Origin of the sequence: Pseudomonas huaxiensis, assembly GCF_003231275.1 — a bacterium.
Lineage (GTDB): Bacteria > Pseudomonadota > Gammaproteobacteria > Pseudomonadales > Pseudomonadaceae > Aquipseudomonas > Aquipseudomonas huaxiensis.
On the sequence record NZ_QKVL01000007.1, the window covers coordinates 69,680 to 88,325 of the forward strand.

Annotated in this window: 15 protein-coding genes; 7 read left to right on the plus strand and 8 right to left on the minus strand. The window is 61.9% G+C overall.

Annotated elements, in window-relative coordinates:
- Nucleotides 1–7 precede the first annotated feature (7 nt).
- Nucleotides 8–682 carry a GNAT family N-acetyltransferase gene (locus tag DM374_RS10805; protein ID WP_110969816.1) on the plus strand — a complete coding sequence of 225 codons (675 nt, stop codon included), beginning with the start codon at nucleotides 8–10 and terminating at the stop codon, nucleotides 680–682.
- 4 nt (nucleotides 683–686) lie between these two features.
- Here DM374_RS10805 and DM374_RS10810 read toward each other — a convergent pair whose 3' ends face one another.
- Complete coding sequence (locus DM374_RS10810; protein ID WP_110969817.1) at nucleotides 687–1,586, minus strand: homocysteine S-methyltransferase family protein; 900 nt, start codon at nucleotides 1,584–1,586, stop codon at nucleotides 687–689.
- A gap of 106 nt (nucleotides 1,587–1,692) precedes the next feature.
- Here DM374_RS10810 and DM374_RS10815 point away from each other — a divergent pair, with 106 nt between their 5' ends.
- Both DM374_RS10815 and DM374_RS10820 read left to right on the plus strand, forming a co-directional pair.
- Nucleotides 1,693–2,511 (plus strand): transporter substrate-binding domain-containing protein, encoded by an 819-nt coding sequence (locus tag DM374_RS10815; protein WP_095158905.1) that lies wholly within the window; start codon nucleotides 1,693–1,695, stop codon nucleotides 2,509–2,511.
- The gene (locus tag DM374_RS10820) at nucleotides 2,508–3,332 is read left to right on the plus strand and encodes an amino acid ABC transporter permease (RefSeq protein ID WP_110969818.1); all 825 of its coding nucleotides are present in this window, start codon (nucleotides 2,508–2,510) and stop codon (nucleotides 3,330–3,332) included. The genes DM374_RS10815 and DM374_RS10820 overlap by 4 nt, the downstream gene beginning before the upstream one ends.
- Nucleotides 3,333–3,364: 32 nt before the next feature.
- On the opposite strand, the gene DM374_RS10825 is transcribed toward DM374_RS10820, so the two are convergent.
- From DM374_RS10825 to DM374_RS10840, 4 genes are all read right to left on the minus strand, one after another.
- The gene (locus tag DM374_RS10825) at nucleotides 3,365–3,643 is read right to left on the minus strand and encodes a helix-turn-helix domain-containing protein (RefSeq protein ID WP_095158903.1); all 279 of its coding nucleotides are present in this window, start codon (nucleotides 3,641–3,643) and stop codon (nucleotides 3,365–3,367) included.
- Nucleotides 3,640–4,965 (minus strand): type II toxin-antitoxin system HipA family toxin, encoded by a 1,326-nt coding sequence (locus DM374_RS10830; RefSeq protein WP_110969819.1) that lies wholly within the window; start codon nucleotides 4,963–4,965, stop codon nucleotides 3,640–3,642. The genes DM374_RS10825 and DM374_RS10830 overlap by 4 nt, the downstream gene beginning before the upstream one ends.
- A 197-nt stretch (nucleotides 4,966–5,162) precedes the next feature.
- A complete protein-coding gene (gene oadA / locus DM374_RS10835; RefSeq protein ID WP_110969820.1) occupies nucleotides 5,163–6,971 on the minus strand; it encodes a sodium-extruding oxaloacetate decarboxylase subunit alpha in 1,809 nt (602 codons plus the stop codon).
- Nucleotides 6,972–6,981: 10 nt separating this feature from the next.
- Nucleotides 6,982–8,397: an acetyl-CoA carboxylase biotin carboxylase subunit gene (locus tag DM374_RS10840; RefSeq protein ID WP_110969821.1), complete on the minus strand. Its 1,416-nt coding sequence runs from the start codon at nucleotides 8,395–8,397 to the stop codon at nucleotides 6,982–6,984.
- Nucleotides 8,398–8,601: 204 nt separating this feature from the next.
- Between DM374_RS10840 and DM374_RS10845 the strand changes: the two genes are divergently transcribed.
- Nucleotides 8,602–9,549: a LysR family transcriptional regulator gene (locus tag DM374_RS10845; RefSeq protein ID WP_175653128.1), complete on the plus strand. Its 948-nt coding sequence runs from the start codon at nucleotides 8,602–8,604 to the stop codon at nucleotides 9,547–9,549.
- On the opposite strand, the gene DM374_RS10850 is transcribed toward DM374_RS10845, so the two are convergent.
- Both DM374_RS10850 and hexR read right to left on the minus strand, forming a co-directional pair.
- On the minus strand, nucleotides 9,491–9,709 hold the full coding sequence (locus tag DM374_RS10850; protein ID WP_095158899.1) for a PA3496 family putative envelope integrity protein: 219 nt from the start codon (nucleotides 9,707–9,709) through the stop codon (nucleotides 9,491–9,493). The two genes, DM374_RS10845 and DM374_RS10850, sit on opposite strands and share 59 nt — an antisense overlap.
- Before the next feature lie 159 nt (nucleotides 9,710–9,868).
- Nucleotides 9,869–10,735: a transcriptional regulator HexR gene (hexR, locus tag DM374_RS10855; protein ID WP_095158898.1), complete on the minus strand. Its 867-nt coding sequence runs from the start codon at nucleotides 10,733–10,735 to the stop codon at nucleotides 9,869–9,871.
- Between the two features lie 103 nt (nucleotides 10,736–10,838).
- Between hexR and zwf the strand changes: the two genes are divergently transcribed.
- On the plus strand, nucleotides 10,839–12,281 hold the full coding sequence (gene zwf / locus DM374_RS10860; protein ID WP_095158897.1) for a glucose-6-phosphate dehydrogenase: 1,443 nt from the start codon (nucleotides 10,839–10,841) through the stop codon (nucleotides 12,279–12,281).
- Nucleotides 12,282–12,284: 3 nt separating this feature from the next.
- Here the strand turns inward: zwf and DM374_RS10865 are convergent, their stop codons facing one another.
- Nucleotides 12,285–15,155 carry a putative bifunctional diguanylate cyclase/phosphodiesterase gene (locus tag DM374_RS10865; protein ID WP_110969822.1) on the minus strand — a complete coding sequence of 957 codons (2,871 nt, stop codon included), beginning with the start codon at nucleotides 15,153–15,155 and terminating at the stop codon, nucleotides 12,285–12,287.
- Between the two features lie 235 nt (nucleotides 15,156–15,390).
- On the opposite strand from DM374_RS10865, the gene uvrD reads away from it, so the two are divergent.
- Entirely contained in the window at nucleotides 15,391–17,574 is a 2,184-nt protein-coding gene (gene uvrD / locus DM374_RS10870) for a DNA helicase II (RefSeq protein WP_110969823.1), read from the plus strand.
- A gap of 180 nt (nucleotides 17,575–17,754) precedes the next feature.
- Nucleotides 17,755–18,609 carry a Tim44 domain-containing protein gene (locus tag DM374_RS10875; RefSeq protein ID WP_110969824.1) on the plus strand — a complete coding sequence of 285 codons (855 nt, stop codon included), beginning with the start codon at nucleotides 17,755–17,757 and terminating at the stop codon, nucleotides 18,607–18,609.
- Nucleotides 18,610–18,646 lie beyond the last annotated feature (37 nt).

The window sequence follows — 18,646 nt, forward strand, 5'->3', positions numbered from 1 at the left end:
CCTTCTCATGAGTACGAATCTGAACTGGAAACCCGCCACGGAGCCGCACCCGGAGCCATTGACCGGACGCTTTATCCGCCTGGAGAAACTCGACCCGCGCCGGCACGGCGATGATCTCTGGCAGGTACTCCAGGGGCCGGGCGCCGATGGCCTGCTGTGGGACTACCTGCCTTATGGGCCTTTCAGCGAGCGCGCGCCGTTCGACCGCTGGCTGGAAGACAACGCCAGCAGCCGCGACCCGCTGTTCTATAGCGTCGTAGACCTGGCCAGCGGCCAGGTGCAAGGCATTCTCAGCCTGATGTCCATTGTCCCGGCGCACGGTCGCATCGAGATCGGCCATATCGCCTTCGGCGCGGCGATGCAGCGCACGCCCAAGGGCACGGAAGCGGTCTATCTGCTGGGCAAGTTGTCCTTCGAATTGGGCAACCGCCGACTGGAATGGAAGTGCAACAACGCCAACGCCCGCTCGCGACGTGCTGCGGAGCGTTTCGGGTTCAGCTTCGAGGGGGTGTTCCGTCAGCACATGGTGGTCAAGGACCAGAACCGCGACACGGCCTGGTATTCGATCCTCGATGACGAGTGGCCGGCGATTGCCGCCGGCTTCGAGCGCTGGCTGAGCGAAGACAACCAGCGTCCCGAGGGTCAACTCAGAACGCTGGAAGCCTGCCGCGCCGCGCCGTAAGGCGTTACTTCAAACGCTGGGCCAACAGCGCGATGTGCTCCGGGCCAATCCCGCAGCATCCGCCCAGCAGGCTGGCGCCACGTTGGCGCCAGTCCTGGGTCCAGTGCAGGTAACCGGGCGGGTCGAGGTCTTCGCGCAATTCGTCCAGGCCATCGTTGGCGGTGGCGTCCTTTGGCTGCGGCGGGAAAGCATTGGCGTAGGCGCCAACGGCAATCTCCACGCCCAGGCGCTTGAAGGTCGCGATGGCGTCGTCGATGGCGGCACCAATCACTTCTGGCTGGCTGCAGTTGAACAGCAGGGTCTCCACGCCCAAGGCCGCAACAGCCTCGGCGGCGTCGACCACCGGCTCACCGGAGCGCAGCCGCGGCACCTCATCGACATCCTCATCCTGCAACGTGAACGACACCCAGAACGGCTTGCCGTCCTGCGGAAGACCGGCGCGGATTGCCTGCACTTCAGCGATCGCGCTCTGGGTCTCCGCCAGCCACAGATCAACGTGTTCGGCCAGACCTTCAACCAGCGGCGTCAGCACGTCGCCGACGCGTTCAGCCTCGTACAGGTCGGGACGATAAGAGCCGAACAACGGCGGCAGCGACCCGGCCACGCGCACCGCTTGCGGTCCGGCGTCCGCCGCCACGCGAGCAAGTTGCCCGGCAGTGCTGGCCAGGGCGCGGCCCTCGGCCTTGAAACGCTCTTCGCCAATATGGAAAGGCACCACCGCATAGCTGTTGCTGGTGATGACCTGGGCACCCGCCTCGATATAGGCCCGGTGCACCGCCACCACCGCTTCCGGCGCCTCGCTCAATGCCAGTGCCGACCACTCCGGCTGCCGGAACGGCGCCCCACGGCGCTGAAGCTCCCGGCCCATGCCGCCATCAAGAATGACCAAAGCCTTTTCGCCCATATAACACCTGCTTCTAAAGATATAAATAAAACGTATTAGTGCCTCTATTGTTATAACTATCTAATACATCGCACGCTTTGTCTTACAACTTTTTCCGGTGATTCCTATGAAATTATCTTCTCTGCTAGGCGCGGGCCTGCTGGCTCTGACTGCGACCCAAGCCTTCGCCGGTGCCACCCTGGACCGTGTGGAGTCCCGCAAAGAGTTGGTCAACGTGCTGATGGAAAGCTATCCGCCGTTCTCCTTCCTCAATGAACAGAACCAGCTGGATGGTTTCGATGTCGATGTGGCCAAGGCTGTGGCTGACAAGCTGGGTGTGAAATTGCGCCTGGAAACGCCGTCCTGGGACGTGATCGCCGCAGGACGCTGGAGCGGTCGCTACGACATCTGCATCTGCTCCATGACCCCGAGCAAGGCCCGCGCCGAGGTGTTCGCCTTCCCGGTCGAGTACTACGCCTCGCCCGCAGTGATCGTGGTCAACGCCAAGGACGAGCGCATTCACTCAGCCAAGGACCTCGACGGCCTGAAAGTCGGCCTGACCAGCGCCTCCAGCTACGAGAGCTACCTGAACAAGAACCTGGTGATCGAAGGCGCCGAAGACACCAAGCTTGAGTACCCCTTCGAAGCGGTGCAGATCGCCCCGTACGACACCGACAACGTCGCCTTCCAGGATCTCGGCCTGGGCGCCGGCGTGCGCCTGGATGCCATCCTCACCAACCTGGTCACTGCCAAGCCACGCCTGGATCAGGACAAGCGCTTCAAACTGGCCGGCGCGGCGCTCTATGAGGAGCCGAACTCGGTGGCCATCGAGAAAGGCGACGCTGAATGGGATGCCAAGGTTCGCGATGTCTTCGCGCAATTGAAGCAGGACGGCACCCTGACGCGCATTTCGCAGAAGTGGATCGGCGCCGACATCAGTAAATGAGCGCTCAACAACAACTGCCGCCAAAGCCCGCCGAAACCCGCGCGGGCTTGCCGCTGCCGGGCTTTCGCGTCCGGCTCTACCTGACCTGGCTGGTCCTGCTACTGGTATTCGTGGGCTTCTTCCTGAGTTTTGATCTGAAGTTTTCGATCATCCTTGAGAAGTTTCCCAATCTGGCCGGCTTCAAACTCGGCCCCAACGGCTTCCTGCAAGGCGCCGCGCTGACCCTGTTCCTCTGCCTGTGTTCGATGGTCTGCTCGGTGGTGCTGGGCTTCGCCGCCGCGTTGGCGCGGCTGTCGCACAGCGCGGTGTTGCTGGGCATTGCCAGCTTCTACACCTCGTTCTTCCGCGGCACACCGCTGCTGATCCAGATCATGCTGCTCTACCTGGGCCTGCCGCAGATCGGCCTGGTGCCGGGCGCGATCACTGCGGGGATCATTGCCCTGTCGCTGAACTACGGCGCCTACCTGAGCGAAATCTTCCGCGCCGGCATCCTCGGCGTGGCCCAGGGCCAGCGTCAGGCGGCACTGGCGTTGGGCATGCGGCCGGCGACCATCTTCTGGCACGTCACCCTGCCCCAGGCCATGCGCACCATCATCCCGCCGGGGGCCAACCAGTTCATCTCGATGCTCAAGGATTCATCGTTGATTTCGGTGATGGGCGTGTGGGAAGTGATGTTCCTCGCGCAGTCCTACGGGCGCTCCAGCTACCGCTATCTGGAAATGCTCACGACCGCGGCGCTGATCTACTGGCTGCTGTCGTTTGCCCTGGAACTGGTGCAGGCGCGGTTGGAGCGGTATTACGGGAAGGGGTATCAGCGGTAAACGTGGGTGGCGCCAGCGATTTGGCTGCTCACTCAGCGCAACCGATCCGGCCGCCTCATGACCCCCATCTGCAAACCGAACGGCCGGAACACGGCATTCAGCGAATTGAGTGTCGGGTTCCCTTCGCCCTGTTCAATCTGAATCAGGGTCCGCACCGAAATCTTGCACATCTTCGCAAACTGGGTTTGCTGCATCTTGGCGACTTCGACCCGCAACCGACGCACGGCGGCACCCAATTCCAGTGAGCCATCGGCGATACCCGCCATTACGCTTTCGATCAGCAACCCTCGAATCTCGATCGAAACCGTCATAGCAACTCCCAGTCCTTCATGCGTTGTTCAAGGTTTTTCAAAGCGATCGCCGGGTGATTCATGACGGCGTCCGACAAACCCAGCCCGGACAGAAGATCGGGTAACGCCAGCAAGCCACGGGCATCTTGGCGCAATGTTTCAAACACCTGATCCGGATTCACCAGAGGCTTGAGAAGCTGACAGGCCGCACGCCAATCAACCTCCCCGCCACGCTCCACGGGCGAGGACCACTTGGTAGTCCGGGTGATGCCCTCAGCGTCCATCACCATGGGCGCAAGGTCATAGATCGGCGCCAGCCGCAGCGCGTCCTTGCCACGAATAATCGCCGTGTTGCGCCCATGGTTGTCGGAGTTGCCGAGAATCTTGTTGATCAGATCACGGCGCAAATATTCCGCCACCAGATCAGGCACCTGATCCTTCTGCCCGGCATTTATCCACAGGGCGGCGAGCCTCTGGATAACCTCCAGATGATCCATTCGGCTACCCGGCTCGGTCACCCCCGCCAGCGAATACACCGACTCCACCGCCAATCGCTCAACACCGGAAGCACCGATCCGGCGGTCAAAGCGCTTCATCCAGAGGCTGGGCTTATCGGCCTCTTTCAGGTCCAGTTCGGCAGTGGCTACCGTGTCGATACCAAGGCGTTGCAGCGCCGTGTAGTAGAGGTGTTCGGCACGCAAGATGGTCTGATCGTTGCCTAGCGCCTGGTTACGAGAAAACTTCACAAACCAGTGGCAGGCAGCGTCCTCGTCATTCAGCACCGCATCCGGATAGAGCTGCCCGTCCCGCCCTTCTGTCAGCAGCAGCTTGGGCGCCTCGCCCCCCGCCCCCGTCGCCCCACCAATAGCCGCGCCCTGCTCGTAGGCATATTCAAGAAAGCGCTGATCGCGACTGACGACATCCTCGAAGCTGAACCCCATCGGGGCGCTGGTATCCAGGGCCTCGGCCGATTCCTTGATGCGCAGATTGCCAATCGGTGCCGGCGTGCTGCGCGTCAGCAAGAAGATGTCGTCAGCCAGCGTCTCCGGCTTTTCTCGCCCAATGTGTTTGAGCAAAAAGCGCTTGGCCGCTCCTGAGGGTGCGATGTCATAGAGAAAGGCCGGCGCCTTTCTCGATTGATGAGTATCGAAATCCACCGGTAGCGCGGCGCTGACGGCCTTGTCGAGGGTGGTCTGGTAGGCGTCCAGATTGGATTTCACATAGGCCGAGGTGTAAGCGAATTGGCAAGGACTCTGAAAACCGTCTTCTGGTTGAGAGAAGGTCAAAGTCATGGCGTCCTGCCACTCGCTTTGGGCGAACAATTGGAGGGTCAACGGGTACATATCGGCCTCTCTCAGCTAAAGCATCTGATCTGCAATATAGTGCAAATTCTGAGGCCTAATAGGTAAATTTTCTGCATTTAAGTGCAGATATTTTCAAGGCTCATACGATTTTCTGCATTTAAATGCATATAATCAAACGAAAAAAAGGGGAGCAATTCGCTCCCCATGAGGTTAACCGTTTACTGCCGAGGGCTTGATCAGCCCTCGATCTCGATCAGGATTTCGCCCGGGTTGACCCGGTCGCCCTTGGCAACGTGGATGGCGGTGACTTTGCCGGCAATCGGCGATTGCACTTCGGTTTCCATCTTCATCGCTTCGGTGATGAGCACTGCCTGACCGGCCTTGACCGTATCGCCTTCCTTGACCAGGACATCGACGATGTTGCCCGGCATGGTGGTGCTGATATGGCCCGGTGCAGTGGCCTGCTTGCGCTTGCTGCCACCACCGCCGACGAACTCGTTGAGCGGTTCGAACACCACTTCTTCCGGCATGCCGTCGATGGACAGGTAGAAGTGACGCTTGCCTTCGGCCTTGACGCCCACACCGGTGATGTCGACGCGGTAGGTCTCGCCGTGCACATCGATGACGAACTCGGTTGGCACGCCTTCACCGCTGGCCGAGGCCACGGCGCCAGCTTCCGGTATCGGCAGCAGCACTTCTGGGGTCAGGGTGCCGGCTTCGCGCTCTTCGAGGAACTTGCGCCCGATATCCGGGAACATGGCGAAGGTCAGGACGTCTTCTTCCGACTTGGCCAGAGCGCCGATGTCCGCGCGCAGTTTGGTCATTTCCGGCTTCAGCAGGTCCGCCGGACGCACGTCGATCACTTCTTCGCTGCCGATGGCCTGGCGACGCAGTTGCTCGCTGACCACGCCCGGCGCCTTGCCGTAGCCGCCTTGCAGGTAGAGCTTCACTTCGTTGGTGATGGTCTTGTAGCGCTCGCCGGCCAGTACGTTGAAGAACGCCTGGGTGCCAACGATCTGCGAAGTCGGGGTCACCAGCGGCGGGAAGCCGAGGTCTTCACGGACTCGCGGGATCTCCGCCAGCACTTCGTTCATGCGGTTCAGCGCGCCCTGCTCTTTGAGCTGGTTGGCCAGGTTGGAAATCATGCCGCCGGGCACCTGGTTGACCTGAACACGGGTGTCGACCGAGGTGAATTCGCTTTCGAACTGGTGGTATTTCTTACGCACAGCGTAGAAGTACAGGCCGATTTCCTGCAGCAGTTGCAGATCCAGACCGGTGTCGAATTCGCTGCCCTTGAGCGCGGCGACCATCGATTCGGTACCCGGGTGGCTAGTGCCCCAGGCGAAGCTGGAGATGGCGGTGTCAATGTGATCCGCGCCGTTCTCGATCGCCTTGAGCTGGCACATGGCAGCCAGGCCGGCGGTGTCATGCGAGTGGATGAACACGGGCAGCGATTGCTCGGCTTTCAGCGCCTTGACCAGTTCGCCGGTGGCGTACGGGGTCAGCAGGCCGGCCATGTCCTTGATCGCGATGGAGTCGCAACCCATGGCTTCCATTTGCTTGGCCTGGGCGACGAAGGCGTCGATGGTGTGAACCGGGCTGGTGGTGTAGGCGATGGTGCCCTGGGCATGCTTGCCGGCGGCCTTCACCGCTTCGATGGCCACGCGCAGGTTACGCACGTCGTTCATTGCGTCGAAGATGCGGAAGACGTCGATGCCGTTGACCGCAGCTTTGGCGACGAACGCCTTGACCACGTCATCGCTGTAATGGCGGTAGCCCAGCAAGTTCTGGCCGCGCAGGAGCATTTGCAGGCGGGTGTTGGGCAACGCCGCGCGCAGTTTGCGCAGGCGCTCCCACGGGTCTTCCTTGAGGAAGCGCACGCAGGCGTCGAAGGTCGCGCCGCCCCAGACTTCCAGCGACCAGTAGCCGACTTTGTCGAGCTTGTCGCAGATCGGCAGCATGTCGTCGGTGCGCATGCGGGTGGCCAGCAGGGACTGGTGGGCGTCGCGCAGGATTGTGTCGGTTACGAAAATTTTCTTGGACATTATGGGTTCCTCACAGGCCTGCATGCGCGGCGATGGCGGCGGCGATGGCCAAAGCCAGCTCTTCGGGTTTGCGCTTGATCGAGTAGTTGGTCAGTTCCGGATGGCTTTCCACGAAGCTGGTGTTGAACTGGCCGCTGCGGAACTCCGGATTGCGCAGGATTTCCTGGTAGTACGCGGCAGTGGTCTTGACCCCCTGCAAACGCATGTCATCCAGGGCGCGCAGGCCGCGGTCCATGGCTTCTTCCCAGGTCAGCGCCCAGACCACCAGTTTCAGACACATGGAGTCGTAGTACGGCGGAATGGTGTAGCCGGTGTAGATCGCCGTGTCGGTGCGCACGCCGGGACCGCCGGGCGCGTAGTAACGGGTGATCTTGCCGAAGCTGGGCAGGAAGTTGTTCTTCGGGTCTTCAGCGTTGATCCGGAATTGCAGGGCAAATCCGCGGTGCTGGATGTCTTCCTGCTTGACCGACAGCGGCAGGCCCGAGGCAATGCGGATCTGCTCGCGAACGATGTCGATGCCGGTGATTTCCTCGGTGATGGTGTGCTCCACCTGCACCCGGGTGTTCATTTCCATGAAGTACACCTCGCCATCGGCGAGCAGGAACTCCACGGTACCGGCGTTTTCATAACCGACCGCCTTGGCCGCGCGCACCGACAGGTCGCCGATGTAGGCGCGCTGTTCCGGGGTGAGTTGCGGGCTCGGGGCGATCTCGATCAGCTTCTGGTTGCGGCGCTGGATCGAGCAATCGCGCTCGAACAGGTGCACCACATTGCCGAAGCTGTCGCCAAGAATCTGGGCTTCGATGTGTTTCGGGTTGACGATGCACTTTTCCAGGAAGACTTCCGCCGAACCGAAGGCTTTGGTGGCTTCGGAAATGACCCGGGGGAAGGCCTGTTCCAGTTCGTCGCGGCTGTTGCAGCGACGAATCCCGCGGCCGCCGCCGCCAGACGTGGCCTTGAGCATCACCGGATAGCCGATGCGTTCACCTTCCTGCAGGGCCTCATGGATGTCGGCAACGTTGCCTTCGGTGCCAGGCGTAACCGGTACGCCGGCCTTGATCATGCTGCGGCGGGCTTCGGTCTTGTCGCCCATGCGGCGAATGACTTCGGCGGCCGGGCCGATGAACTTGATCCCACGTTCCGCGCAGATATCTGCCAGTTCGGCGTTTTCCGACAGGAAACCATACCCCGGGTGCAGTGCATCGCAGCCGGTTTCCACAGCCAGGTTCACCAGCTTGCGCGGGTTCAGGTAACCGGCCAGGGGCTCGGCACCAATGCTGTGAGCCTCATCGGCACGCTTGACGTGCAAGGCGTGACGGTCGGCGTCGGAATAGATCGCCACGGAGCGGATACCCATTTCGGCGCAGGCCCGCACGATCCGAACTGCGATTTCACCCCGGTTGGCGATCAGGATTTTTTTTATCACTGGATTCTTCCCAAAGCCGCTGGACAAACGACCGGGCTCTGCCGGTCGGCGCGTGACCAGAGCTAGCTGGCCAGTCGCACAAACACCCTAGCGCTGTAGGTGAATAAACAAAAATCAATATTTGTTAGAGGCTCCATTAGCAAAAGCTTATAGTGCTGTTACAAGGTTTTGCCACGGGCTGGGGATAACATGCGTAAGTCATTGATGCGTATGACATTGCGTCAATTGCAGATCTTCAATGAAGTGTGCGATTTGCGCTCGTACAGCCGCGCCGCAGAGGAAATGGCGCTGACGCAACCCGCCGTTAGTCTACAGATCCGCCAGCTCGAAGAACTGGTGGGCCAGCCTCTGTTCGAGTACGTCGGCAAGAAACTCTACCTCACCGAAGCCGCCGAGGCTCTGCAGCGCGCCAGCCGGGACATCTTCGGCCGCCTGGAAAGCCTCGACATGCAGCTTTCCGACATGCAGGGCTCGTTGCAGGGCCAACTGAAGTTGGCGGTCGAGTCGAGCGCCAAGTACTTCGTGCCGCACTTGTTCGCGGCGTTCAAGAAACTCCATCCCGAGGTCAACCTGACGCTCACGGTGGTCAACCGCGCCCAGGCGATCCGGCGCCTTTCCGACAACCGTGACGATCTGATCATCATGTCCATGGTCCCGCAGGACATGGGCCTGGAATTTCTGCCCTTCCTCAACAACCCGATCGTTGCCGTCGCCCCACCCGACCACCCGCTGTGCAAGCTGGACAGCTTGCGCCTGCAGGATCTGGAGCCGCATACGCTGCTGGTGCGTGAGCAAGGCTCCGGCACCCGCAAGGCCTGCGAGGAGTACTTCAAGGAAAAGCGCGTGCACTTCACCCAGACGCTGGAAGTGGCCTCGGCCGACGCCCAGCGCGAATGCGTGATTGCCGGGCTGGGCATCGCCCTGCTGACCCGTCATGCGTTGAATATGGAGTTGGCGACCGGCGTCCTCCGCGAGCTGCCGGTGGAAGAACTGCCGCTGTATCGGAGCTGGTGCGTGGTGCAATCCAAGGCCAAGCGGCAGTCGCCGGTGGCCTTGGCGTTTCTTGCGTTCATTCGCAGCGAACGTGTGCAGATCAGCGCGCTTGTTGAGCGTTTCTCTGGGGTTCTGCCGCCGATACCTGCCACAGATTGACGGCTTGCAGGTCGGGGTAGTCGGTGATGTCCTGGAGCAGGCGGCGCTGCTCGCAGTAGCTTTCGATCGCGCGGCGATACTCCATGCGGCGCAGGTCTTTTTCCTGTTGCTTACGGGATTTGGCGCTGGGCTGATACGAGCCATCGAGTTCACGAGCCATTGCATATCTCCCTGATCGAGTGCGGGAGTTTCAGCCTGACTGGCAAAGTTGACGGTTTGACGGCGAGCGGGTGACAGAGGCGTTAAATGCAGTGGCAAGCTACAAGCTGCAAGCCGCAAGAAAAAGCAGGGTCGCAGGGTCAACGTGCTTTCTTGTAGCTTAATCTTCCACGTTTTTCAGTGACTTGGGCGACAACCGCAGGCTGCGCAAGCTGCGCTTGACGCTCTTGAGGTGGTTGACCAGGCTCGGACCGCGGGCCATGGCCACGCCCATGGCCAGCACGTCGATCACCACCAGGTGAGCGATACGCGAGGTCAGCGGGGTATAGATTTCGGTGTCTTCATGGACATCGATGGCCAGGTTGACCGTCGACAGCTCGGCCAGAGGCGTCTGGCTCGGGCAGAGGGTTATGAGCGTGGCGCCGCTTTCACGCACGAGGTTCGCGGTGATCAGCAGGTCCTTGGAACGACCGGACTGGGAAATGCACACCGCCACGTCGCCGGGCTTGAGGGTTACCGCCGACATGGCTTGCATGTGCGGGTCGGAGTACGCCGCCGCGCTGAGCAGCAGGCGGAAAAACTTGTGCTGGGCATCGGCCGCCACCGCACCGGAAGCGCCGAAACCATAGAACTCGACACGCTGGGCCTGCGCCATGGCAGTCACCGCGCGCTGCAGGGCTTGTGCGTCGAGGTTCTCGCGCACTTCCATCAGGGTGTGCAGGGTGGTGTCGAAGATTTTCAGGCTGTAGTCGGCGACCGAGTCATCTTCATGGATGGCAAACTGACCGAAACTGGCACCGGCCGCGAGGCTCTGTGCCAGCTTGAGTTTCAGGTCCTGAAAGCCCGAGCAGCCAATCGCCCGGCAGAAACGCACGATGGTCGGCTCACTGATACCAACGTTGTGCGCCAGATCAGCCATGGAGCTGTGCATGACCGCCGCAGGGTCAAGCAATACGTGGTCGGCAACCTTGAGTTCCGATTTGCGTAGCAGGTGGCGCGACTGGGCGATGTGTTGCAACAGATTCAATGGCGGGACTCGGTTATGATCGGCTGGCCGGTTGTAGCAATCTTGTAGTTATACTACATGACCAGCGAACCGCCCAGCTAAACGAATCAGGAGTGTGGTGGCATTGACTATTCCTTGTGACATTCTGGTCTTCGGCGGTACCGGTGACCTGGCCCTGCACAAACTGCTTCCAGCGCTCTACCACCTGTTTCGCGAGGCTCGCCTGCACCCTGCGGTGAGGATCGTCGCGCTAGCCCGAAGCCCCATGCCGCGCAATAGTTTTCAAAAACTTGCAGAGCGCCGTTGCCGCGCCCAGATCGCCCGCAACGACTTCGACGAAGACACCTGGCACCGCTTCTCCACCCGCCTCGACTACTTCTCCATGGACGCCTCGCAAAGCGCCGATTTCGGCCGCCTGGCGCATTTCCTCGGCGAGCCCGGTGGCCTGGCCCGTATCTACTACCTCGCCACCGCGCCCAACCTGTTCGTGCCCATCGTCACCCACCTGCACATTGCCGGTTTGGTGGACAGCGAATCGCGCATCGTCCTGGAAAAGCCCATCGGCCACTCGCTGGAATCGGCCACCGCCATCAACAGTGCGATTGGCGCGGTGTTCGACGAATCCCAGGTGTTCCGCATCGACCACTACCTGGGCAAGGAAACGGTGCAGAACCTCATGGCCCTGAGGTTCGCCAACGCGCTGCTTGAACCCGTCTGGCGCGCCAACCAGATCGACCACGTGCAAATCAGCGTCTGCGAGACCCTCGGCGTGGAAAATCGCGGCGCCTACTACGACCGCGCTGGCGCCACCCGCGACATGCTGCAGAACCACCTGTTGCAACTGCTCTGCCTGGTGGCCATGGAGCCGCCGGCGCAGTTCGAGGCCGAAGCGGTACGCGACGAGAAAGTGAAGATCCTTCGCGCCCTCAAGCCAATCACCGACCAGGACGTCCAGGACAAGACCGTGCGCGGCCAGTACAGCGCCGGCAAGATCGGCGGCCAGGAAGTACCGGCCTATTACTTCGAGAAGGATGTGGACAATGACAGCGACACCGAGACCTTCGTCGCCGTAGAAGCCCACATCAACAACTGGCGCTGGGCCGGCGTGCCGTTCTACCTGCGCACCGGCAAGCGGCTGGCCAAGCGCTCGTCGCAGATCGTCATCCAGTTCAAGCCCGTGCCACATCGGCTGTTCGAGGACGACCGCGCCAACCAGTTGCTGATCCAGCTACAGCCGGACGAGCGCATCAGCCTGCAGATGATGACCAAGACGCCGGGCAAGGGCATGCGCCTGGAACCGGTTGAGCTGAACCTGAACCTGGCCCAGGTGTTCGGCCAGACACGGCGCTGGGAGGCGTACGAGCGTTTGCTGCTGGATGTGCTGGATGGCGATTCGACGCTGTTCATGCGTCGTGACGAGGTAGAGGCGGCCTGGGCCTGGATCGACCCGATCCTCAATGGCTGGCAGGAGCACTTCCAGACACCGCGCCCCTACCACGCCGGCACCAACGGCCCCGAGCAGGCCCACAGCCTGCTGGCCCGCCACGGACGCGCCTGGCACGGCTAATGCCTACCAGACCGCGTCTTCCTGAAGCAGCCGCGCCAGCGTGGCGGCTTCGACGGGGCGGCTGATCAGATAGCCCTGGACCTCGTCGCAGCCCTGTTCGCGCAGGAACTTGAGTTGTTCAAGGGTTTCCACGCCCTCGGCCACCACCTGCAGGTCCAGGCTGTGGGCCATGACAATGATCGCGCGGGTGATCGCGGCGTCTTCGCTGCCTTCACTCAGGCCGCGGATGAACGTCTGGTCGATCTTCACGTAATCCACCGGGAAGCGCTTCAGGTAGCTGAGCGAGGAATAACCCGTGCCGAAATCGTCGATGGCCAGCTTCACGCCCAGCTCATGCAACTGCTGGAAGATCGCGATGATGTGCTCGACACTGTCCAGCAGTTGGCTTTCCGTCAGTTCCAGCTCAAGCAACTGCGGCTCCAGCCCGGTTTCCTCGAGCACCTGGCGCACCAGGCTGACCAGCTTGCCCTGGCGCAACTGATAGACCGACAGGTTCACCGACACGCGAATCGGGGCCAGCCCCTGACGCTGCCATTCACAGGCCTGCCAGCAGGCCTGACGCAGAACGAATTCGCCCATGGGCGCAATCAGTCCGGTTTCTTCCGCAAGGCCGATGAAATCCCCCGGCGGCACCATCCCCATGGCCGGGTGATGCCAGCGCACCAGCGCCTCGGCGGCGTGCAGGTGACCGCTGGCAAGGCACACTTTGGGCTGGTAGTAGACCTCCAGTTGCCGCTCCTCGATGGCTTTGCGCAACTGGTTTTCCAGTTGCAGGCGGTCGAGGGTGCTGGCCTGCAGGCTCTCGGTATAGAACTGGAAGTTGTCGCCGCCAAGGTGCTTGGCATGCTGCATGGCCATGTTCGCCTGGCTGACCAACTGGTTCAGTTCGAGGGTCATGTCGGACAGCAGCGCAATTCCCACCGAAGCGCTGATCACCAGCTCATGACCATCGACCCGCACCGGCACCCGCAGCTTGTCCAGCAGCCGGGTGGCAACCCGGACCAGGCTCGACAGATTGCTGTAACCATCGAACAGAACCGCGAATTCGTCACCGGACAGCCGGGCCACGGTGTCGGCCTCGGGCATCGCGTTGCCGATGCGCATGGCCATCTGCTTGAGCAACTGGTCGGCGACTTCGTGGCCAAGGCTGTCGTTGAGCAGCTTGAAGCGGTCCAGATCGATATGCATCAACGCGAGGCTACGGCCGCTCGTGCGCAGGCGCTGCCCCGCCTCGTGCAGGCGCAGGCGGAATAGCGCGCGGTTGGCCAGGCCGGTGAGTTCGTCGTAATGGGCGAGGTAGCGCAGACGCTCCTCGGATTCGCGCCGCTCGGAAAGATCGCTGAAGAAGCCGACAACGTTGCTGATATTGCCGCGATTGTCGCAAACACCGTTCAGTTGTAACCATTGCGGGTACAACGAACCGTCTTTGCGTGCTTCGACCAGTTCGCCCTGCCAACGCCCCTGCTGCTCCAACGCCTGGTCGATCGCCCCGTAGTGCCGCCGCGCATCGAGGCTGCAGGGCAATTCCAGGGCGTTGCGGCCCAGCAGTTCTTCGCGGCTGTAACCGGTCATCCGGCAAAACGCCTGGTTCAGCGCCAGCAGTTGGTAATCCGGGCCAAGAATGGCGATCCCCTCACTGGCCGCTTCGAACACCGTCGCTGCCAGCCGTTGCTGTTCTTCCTGTGCTTTTCGCGCGCTGATGTCGCGGCGGGTGCCGATCATCCTTATTACGCGACCACTGCTGTCGCGCTCCACGGCGCGACCGCGGTCTTCGATCCAGCACCAGTGGCCCAGGTTGTGGCGGAAGCGATATTCGATACGGTAATCGTCGGTACGACCCTTGAGGTGTTCCACCAGCGTCCGCCTCAGTGCCGGCACGTCGTCAGGGTGCAGGCGCGGCTTGAGATGCACTAGCATCGCTTTGACAGCGTCGGGATTGAGGCCGAACAGCTCCATGAGCTGGGTGTGATGGACCTCGTCGGTTTGCAGGTTCCAGTCCCACAGACCCAGTTCACTCGCCTCCAGCGCCTGAGCCAGACGCTGCTCACTCTTGCTCAAGGCCTGGTTGGCGGCGTCCAGCTCGGCGCTGCGCTGGAACACGCGGTGCTCCAGCCCCGTCTGGGCTTCACGCAATTGCTCCTCGACCCCGCGGCGCTGTTCGACTTCTCCGGCCAGTGCCTGGTTGAGCCGTTCGCTGCGAGTGTGGGCGGCTTGCAGGTGCTCGATCAGCGCCTGATTCTGGAAGCGTCGCAACAGGCTGTGCTCGATCAGCCGATTGACCTGCCAGGCCACCACCAGCAACGCACTTAACAGAATCAGGCCAAGCAGCCCCCAGCCCTGCTGCTGTTGATCACCCGTCCAGAACAGGAAGACGATCGGCGGCAGCAAGCATGGCAGGGCAAAACTGAGGAAAGCCGGCAGACTGACGGCGTAGGCCACACTGGCCGAGAGGGTCGCGGCACCGAGCAGGCCGAATACCCAGGCCTGCTGCACGAAGTTATCCACAGGAACAAGCGCGATCGCCGCGCTGGCGAGCGTCAAGCCACTGAAGGCCGAGCCCAGGAGGAACATCCGGCGCCAGGTCGGTTTCGCCTGGCGGTCGGGCATGGCGGCGTCGAACGCGGCCACCTGAATCACCCGCAGGGCGACCAGCGCCATCAGCCACACCACCCAGATACTCACCAGCAGATAACGCTGCGGGCTCCACAACAACCAGGCGCAGACCAGGCCGTTGAGCAGCATGAACAGCGTCGGCAACAGAGAACCTTGATACAACAGACGGGTACGCTCAACCGCCAGCTGCGTGGCGAACTGCTTGCGTATTCCTCGGCGCGCCTCGATTGGCACGCTCGCGGGGCCAGATGCGAGTGTCATGGGCAATGTTCTTGTAATGGTGAGCCGCAAACGTGGACGGAGCATACACAAGCATCCGCTCAGGCCAAACTGCTCTGTGTCATAAATTCGTACCCCCTTTTCCCATCCTTTTGTTCCGTGCCGAGCGCTCAAGCGCACGGGCGAAGGCTTGCGCCCGATGACCGGCCGGTCGACGGACACATCTTTTTCCCCGGCGGGTTTGCCCATGGCTCGGTTGCCCCCATAGAATGGGCGGATGCACGATGATCTCTCTCTCCTGTTGAACTCCCTCAACGATGCCCAGCGCCAGGCCGTAGCCGCGCAGGTCGGGCGTCAGTTGGTCCTGGCCGGTGCCGGCTCCGGCAAGACCCGTGTGCTGGTGCACCGTATCGCCTGGTTGATCCAGGTCGAGCGGGCCTCGCCGCACTCGATCCTGTCGGTGACCTTCACCAACAAGGCCGCCGCCGAGATGCGCCACCGCATCGAGCAGTTGCTGGGCATCAGCCCGGCCGGCATGTGGGTCGGCACCTTCCATGGCCTGGCTCACCGCTTGCTGCGCGCGCACTGGCAGGAAGCCGGGCTGAACCAGAACTTCCAGATCCTCGACAGCGATGACCAGCAACGCCTGGTCAAGCGGGTGATCCGCGACCTCGGCCTCGACGAGCAACGCTGGCCGGCCCGTCAGGCGCAGTGGTTCATCAACGGACAGAAAGACGAAGGCCTGCGGCCCCAGCACATCCAGGTCAATGGCGACCTGTTCCTGGGCACCATGCGCAGCATCTATGAAGCCTACGAAGCCGCCTGCCAACGCGCCGGCGTCATCGACTTCTCCGAATTGCTGCTGCGCGCCCTGGACCTGTGGCGTGACAGCCCCGGCCTGTTGCAGCACTACCAGCGGCGCTTCCGTCACCTGCTGGTGGACGAGTTCCAGGACACCAACGCCGTGCAGTACGCCTGGTTGCGCCTGCTGGCCCAGGGTGGCGACAGCCTGATGGTGGTCGGCGACGACGACCAGTCCATTTATGGCTGGCGCGGCGCGCGGATCGAGAACATCCAGCAATTCTCTACCGACTTCCCCGACTCCGAAGTGATCCGCCTGGAGCAGAACTACCGCTCCACCGCCGGCATCCTCAAGGCCGCCAACGCCCTGATCGCCAACAACAGCGGGCGTCTGGGCAAGGAACTCTGGACCGATGGTGGCGATGGTGAACCGCTGAGCCTGTACGCCGCCTTCAACGAGCACGACGAAGCCCGCTACGTGGTGGAAACCATCGAAAGCGCGCTGAAGACCGGGATGTCCCGCAGCGACATCGCCATCCTCTACCGCTCCAACGCCCAGTCACGGGTATTGGAAGAGGCGCTGCTGCGGGAACGCATTCCTTACCGCATCTACGGCGGCCAGCGCTTCTTCGAGCGCGCCGAGATCAAGAACGCCATGGCCTACCTGCGTCTGCTGGAAGGCCGTGGCAACGACGCCGCGCTGGAACGGGTCATCAACGTTCCGCCACGGGGCATCGGCGAAAAAACCGTCGAAGCCATCCGTGAACATGCCCGCCACGCCCAGCTTTCCATGTGGGAAGCGATGGCCCAGTTGCTCGCCAACAAAGCCCTCAAGGGCCGCGCCGCGAGCGCCTTGGGCGCGTTCATCGAGCTGATCGAAAACCTCGCAGCCAAAGTCACGGACATGCCGCTGCACCTGATGACCCAGACCGTCATCGAGCAGTCCGGGCTGATCGTCTATCACCAGGAAGAAAAAGGTGAAAAGGGCCAGGCACGGGTAGAAAACCTTGAGGAACTGGTCAGCGCCGCGCGCAACTTCGAAAGCGCCGAGGAAGATGCCGACCTGTCGCCGCTGTCGGCCTTCCTCGGTCACGCCTCGCTGGAAGCCGGCGATGCCCAGGCCGACGAGCACGAAGACAGCATCCAGTTGATGACCCTGCACAGCGCCAAGGGCCTGGAATTCCCTCATGTGTTCCTGGTGGGGATGGAAGAAGGCCTGTTCCCGCACAAGATGAGCCTGGAAGAACCTGGCCGTCTCGAAGAGGAACGGCGCCTGGCGTATGTAGGTATTACCCGCGCCATGCAGCAGTTGGTCATGACCTACGCGGAAACCCGACGCCTCTACGGCAGTGAAACCTACAACAAGGTTTCTCGCTTCGTACGCGAGATCCCCGCAGGCCTGGTCCAGGAAGTGCGCCTGTCCAACAGTGTCAGCCGGCCCTTCTCCGGCGCGCAGAAACAGACCGTCAACAGCCTGTTCGCCAACGCCAACATCCCGCAGACCAGCTTCAACCTCGGTCAGCGTGTCCAGCACGCGGTATTCGGTGAAGGCGTCATCCTCAACTTCGAGGGTTCCGGTGCCCAGGCCCGGGTCCAGGTGAACTTCGCCGAAGGCAGCAAGTGGCTGATGCTCGGCTACGCCAAGCTCGAAGCCATCTAAGAGAAAAATCCGACCATGGGCGTGGGCCTTTCCTTCTATAGATGAAGGAAAGGCCCACGGCTTGCTGTGTAGGCGGTCAGACTTTTCAGGCAAAAGATGGAAACATGTTGTCGCTGGTCATGTGTCAGGGAACCTGTGCACCATGGCGCGCGTGTAATCCACAAACGGGAATACCCTTCTATGCAACGTTTTCTAAGCATCGCCCTGGCGCTGTGCATCGGTCTCACCATGAGCCTCGACGCCAACGCCAAGCGCTTCGGCGGCGGCAAGAGCTCGGGCGCCGCTCCGACGCACCAGGCCCGTCAGGCCACCCCTGCCAACCCTGCCGCCACCCCGAACGCGCCAGGCCGTGCTCCTGCCGCCGCCAGCGGCGCTTCGAAATGGCTCGGCCCGCTGGCCGGCATCGCCGCAGGTGGCCTGCTGGCCTCCATGCTGATGGGCGATGGTTTCGAAGGCATGCAGATCTTCGACATTCTGATCATGGCGCTGATTGCGTTCCTGGTCTTCCGCTTCATCGCCGCGCGCCGTCGCAAGCAACAGCAGCCACAAATGGCAGCCGCTGGCCACCCGCCGTATCAGCGTGAAGCCTACGAGCAGCCTGCCCAGCCGTCGATCTTCGGTGGTTCCGCACCTGCCGCGGCCGCCCGCCCGGTGATCAACGCCCCGGCCTGGTTCAATGAGCAAAACTTCCTGGCGGCTGCCCGCAGCCACTTCCAGTCGCTGCAACAGCACTGGGATGCCAACGAGATGGACAAGATCGCCGAGTTCGTGACCCCGCAGATGCTGCAGTTCCTCAAGCAGGAGCGTGCCGATCTGGGTGACACCTTCCAGTCCACCTACATCGATGACCTGCAAGTGCAGCTCGAAGGTGTCGACGATCGTGCCGACAAGACCATCGCCACCCTGACCTTCAGTGGTGTGTCGAAGACTTCGCGTTTCGACAAGGGCGAAGTGTTCAGCGAAAGCTGGAACATGGAGCGCGCCCCAGGCGAGAACCAGCCTTGGCTGGTCGCAGGTATCCGCCAGAACGGCTGATCTTGAGGCGCTGCACAGAAAAAACCCCGGGCTTGCC

What these genes read in the sequence shown, in the direction of transcription:
- DM374_RS10805 (WP_110969816.1), top strand. Translation starts at nt 8, where the DNA reads ATGAGTACGAATCTGAACTGGAAACCCGCCACGGAGCCGCACCCGGAG.
- DM374_RS10810 (WP_110969817.1), bottom strand. Translation starts at nt 1,586, where the DNA reads ATGGGCGAAAAGGCTTTGGTCATTCTTGATGGCGGCATGGGCCGGGAG.
- DM374_RS10815 (WP_095158905.1), top strand. Translation starts at nt 1,693, where the DNA reads ATGAAATTATCTTCTCTGCTAGGCGCGGGCCTGCTGGCTCTGACTGCG.
- DM374_RS10820 (WP_110969818.1), top strand. Translation starts at nt 2,508, where the DNA reads ATGAGCGCTCAACAACAACTGCCGCCAAAGCCCGCCGAAACCCGCGCG.
- DM374_RS10825 (WP_095158903.1), bottom strand. Translation starts at nt 3,643, where the DNA reads ATGACGGTTTCGATCGAGATTCGAGGGTTGCTGATCGAAAGCGTAATG.
- DM374_RS10830 (WP_110969819.1), bottom strand. Translation starts at nt 4,965, where the DNA reads ATGTACCCGTTGACCCTCCAATTGTTCGCCCAAAGCGAGTGGCAGGAC.
- oadA (WP_110969820.1), bottom strand. Translation starts at nt 6,971, where the DNA reads ATGTCCAAGAAAATTTTCGTAACCGACACAATCCTGCGCGACGCCCAC.
- DM374_RS10845 (WP_175653128.1), top strand. Translation starts at nt 8,602, where the DNA reads ATGCGTATGACATTGCGTCAATTGCAGATCTTCAATGAAGTGTGCGAT.
- DM374_RS10850 (WP_095158899.1), bottom strand. Translation starts at nt 9,709, where the DNA reads ATGGCTCGTGAACTCGATGGCTCGTATCAGCCCAGCGCCAAATCCCGT.
- DM374_RS10865 (WP_110969822.1), bottom strand. Translation starts at nt 15,155, where the DNA reads ATGACACTCGCATCTGGCCCCGCGAGCGTGCCAATCGAGGCGCGCCGA.
- uvrD (WP_110969823.1), top strand. Translation starts at nt 15,391, where the DNA reads ATGCACGATGATCTCTCTCTCCTGTTGAACTCCCTCAACGATGCCCAG.
- DM374_RS10875 (WP_110969824.1), top strand. Translation starts at nt 17,755, where the DNA reads ATGCAACGTTTTCTAAGCATCGCCCTGGCGCTGTGCATCGGTCTCACC.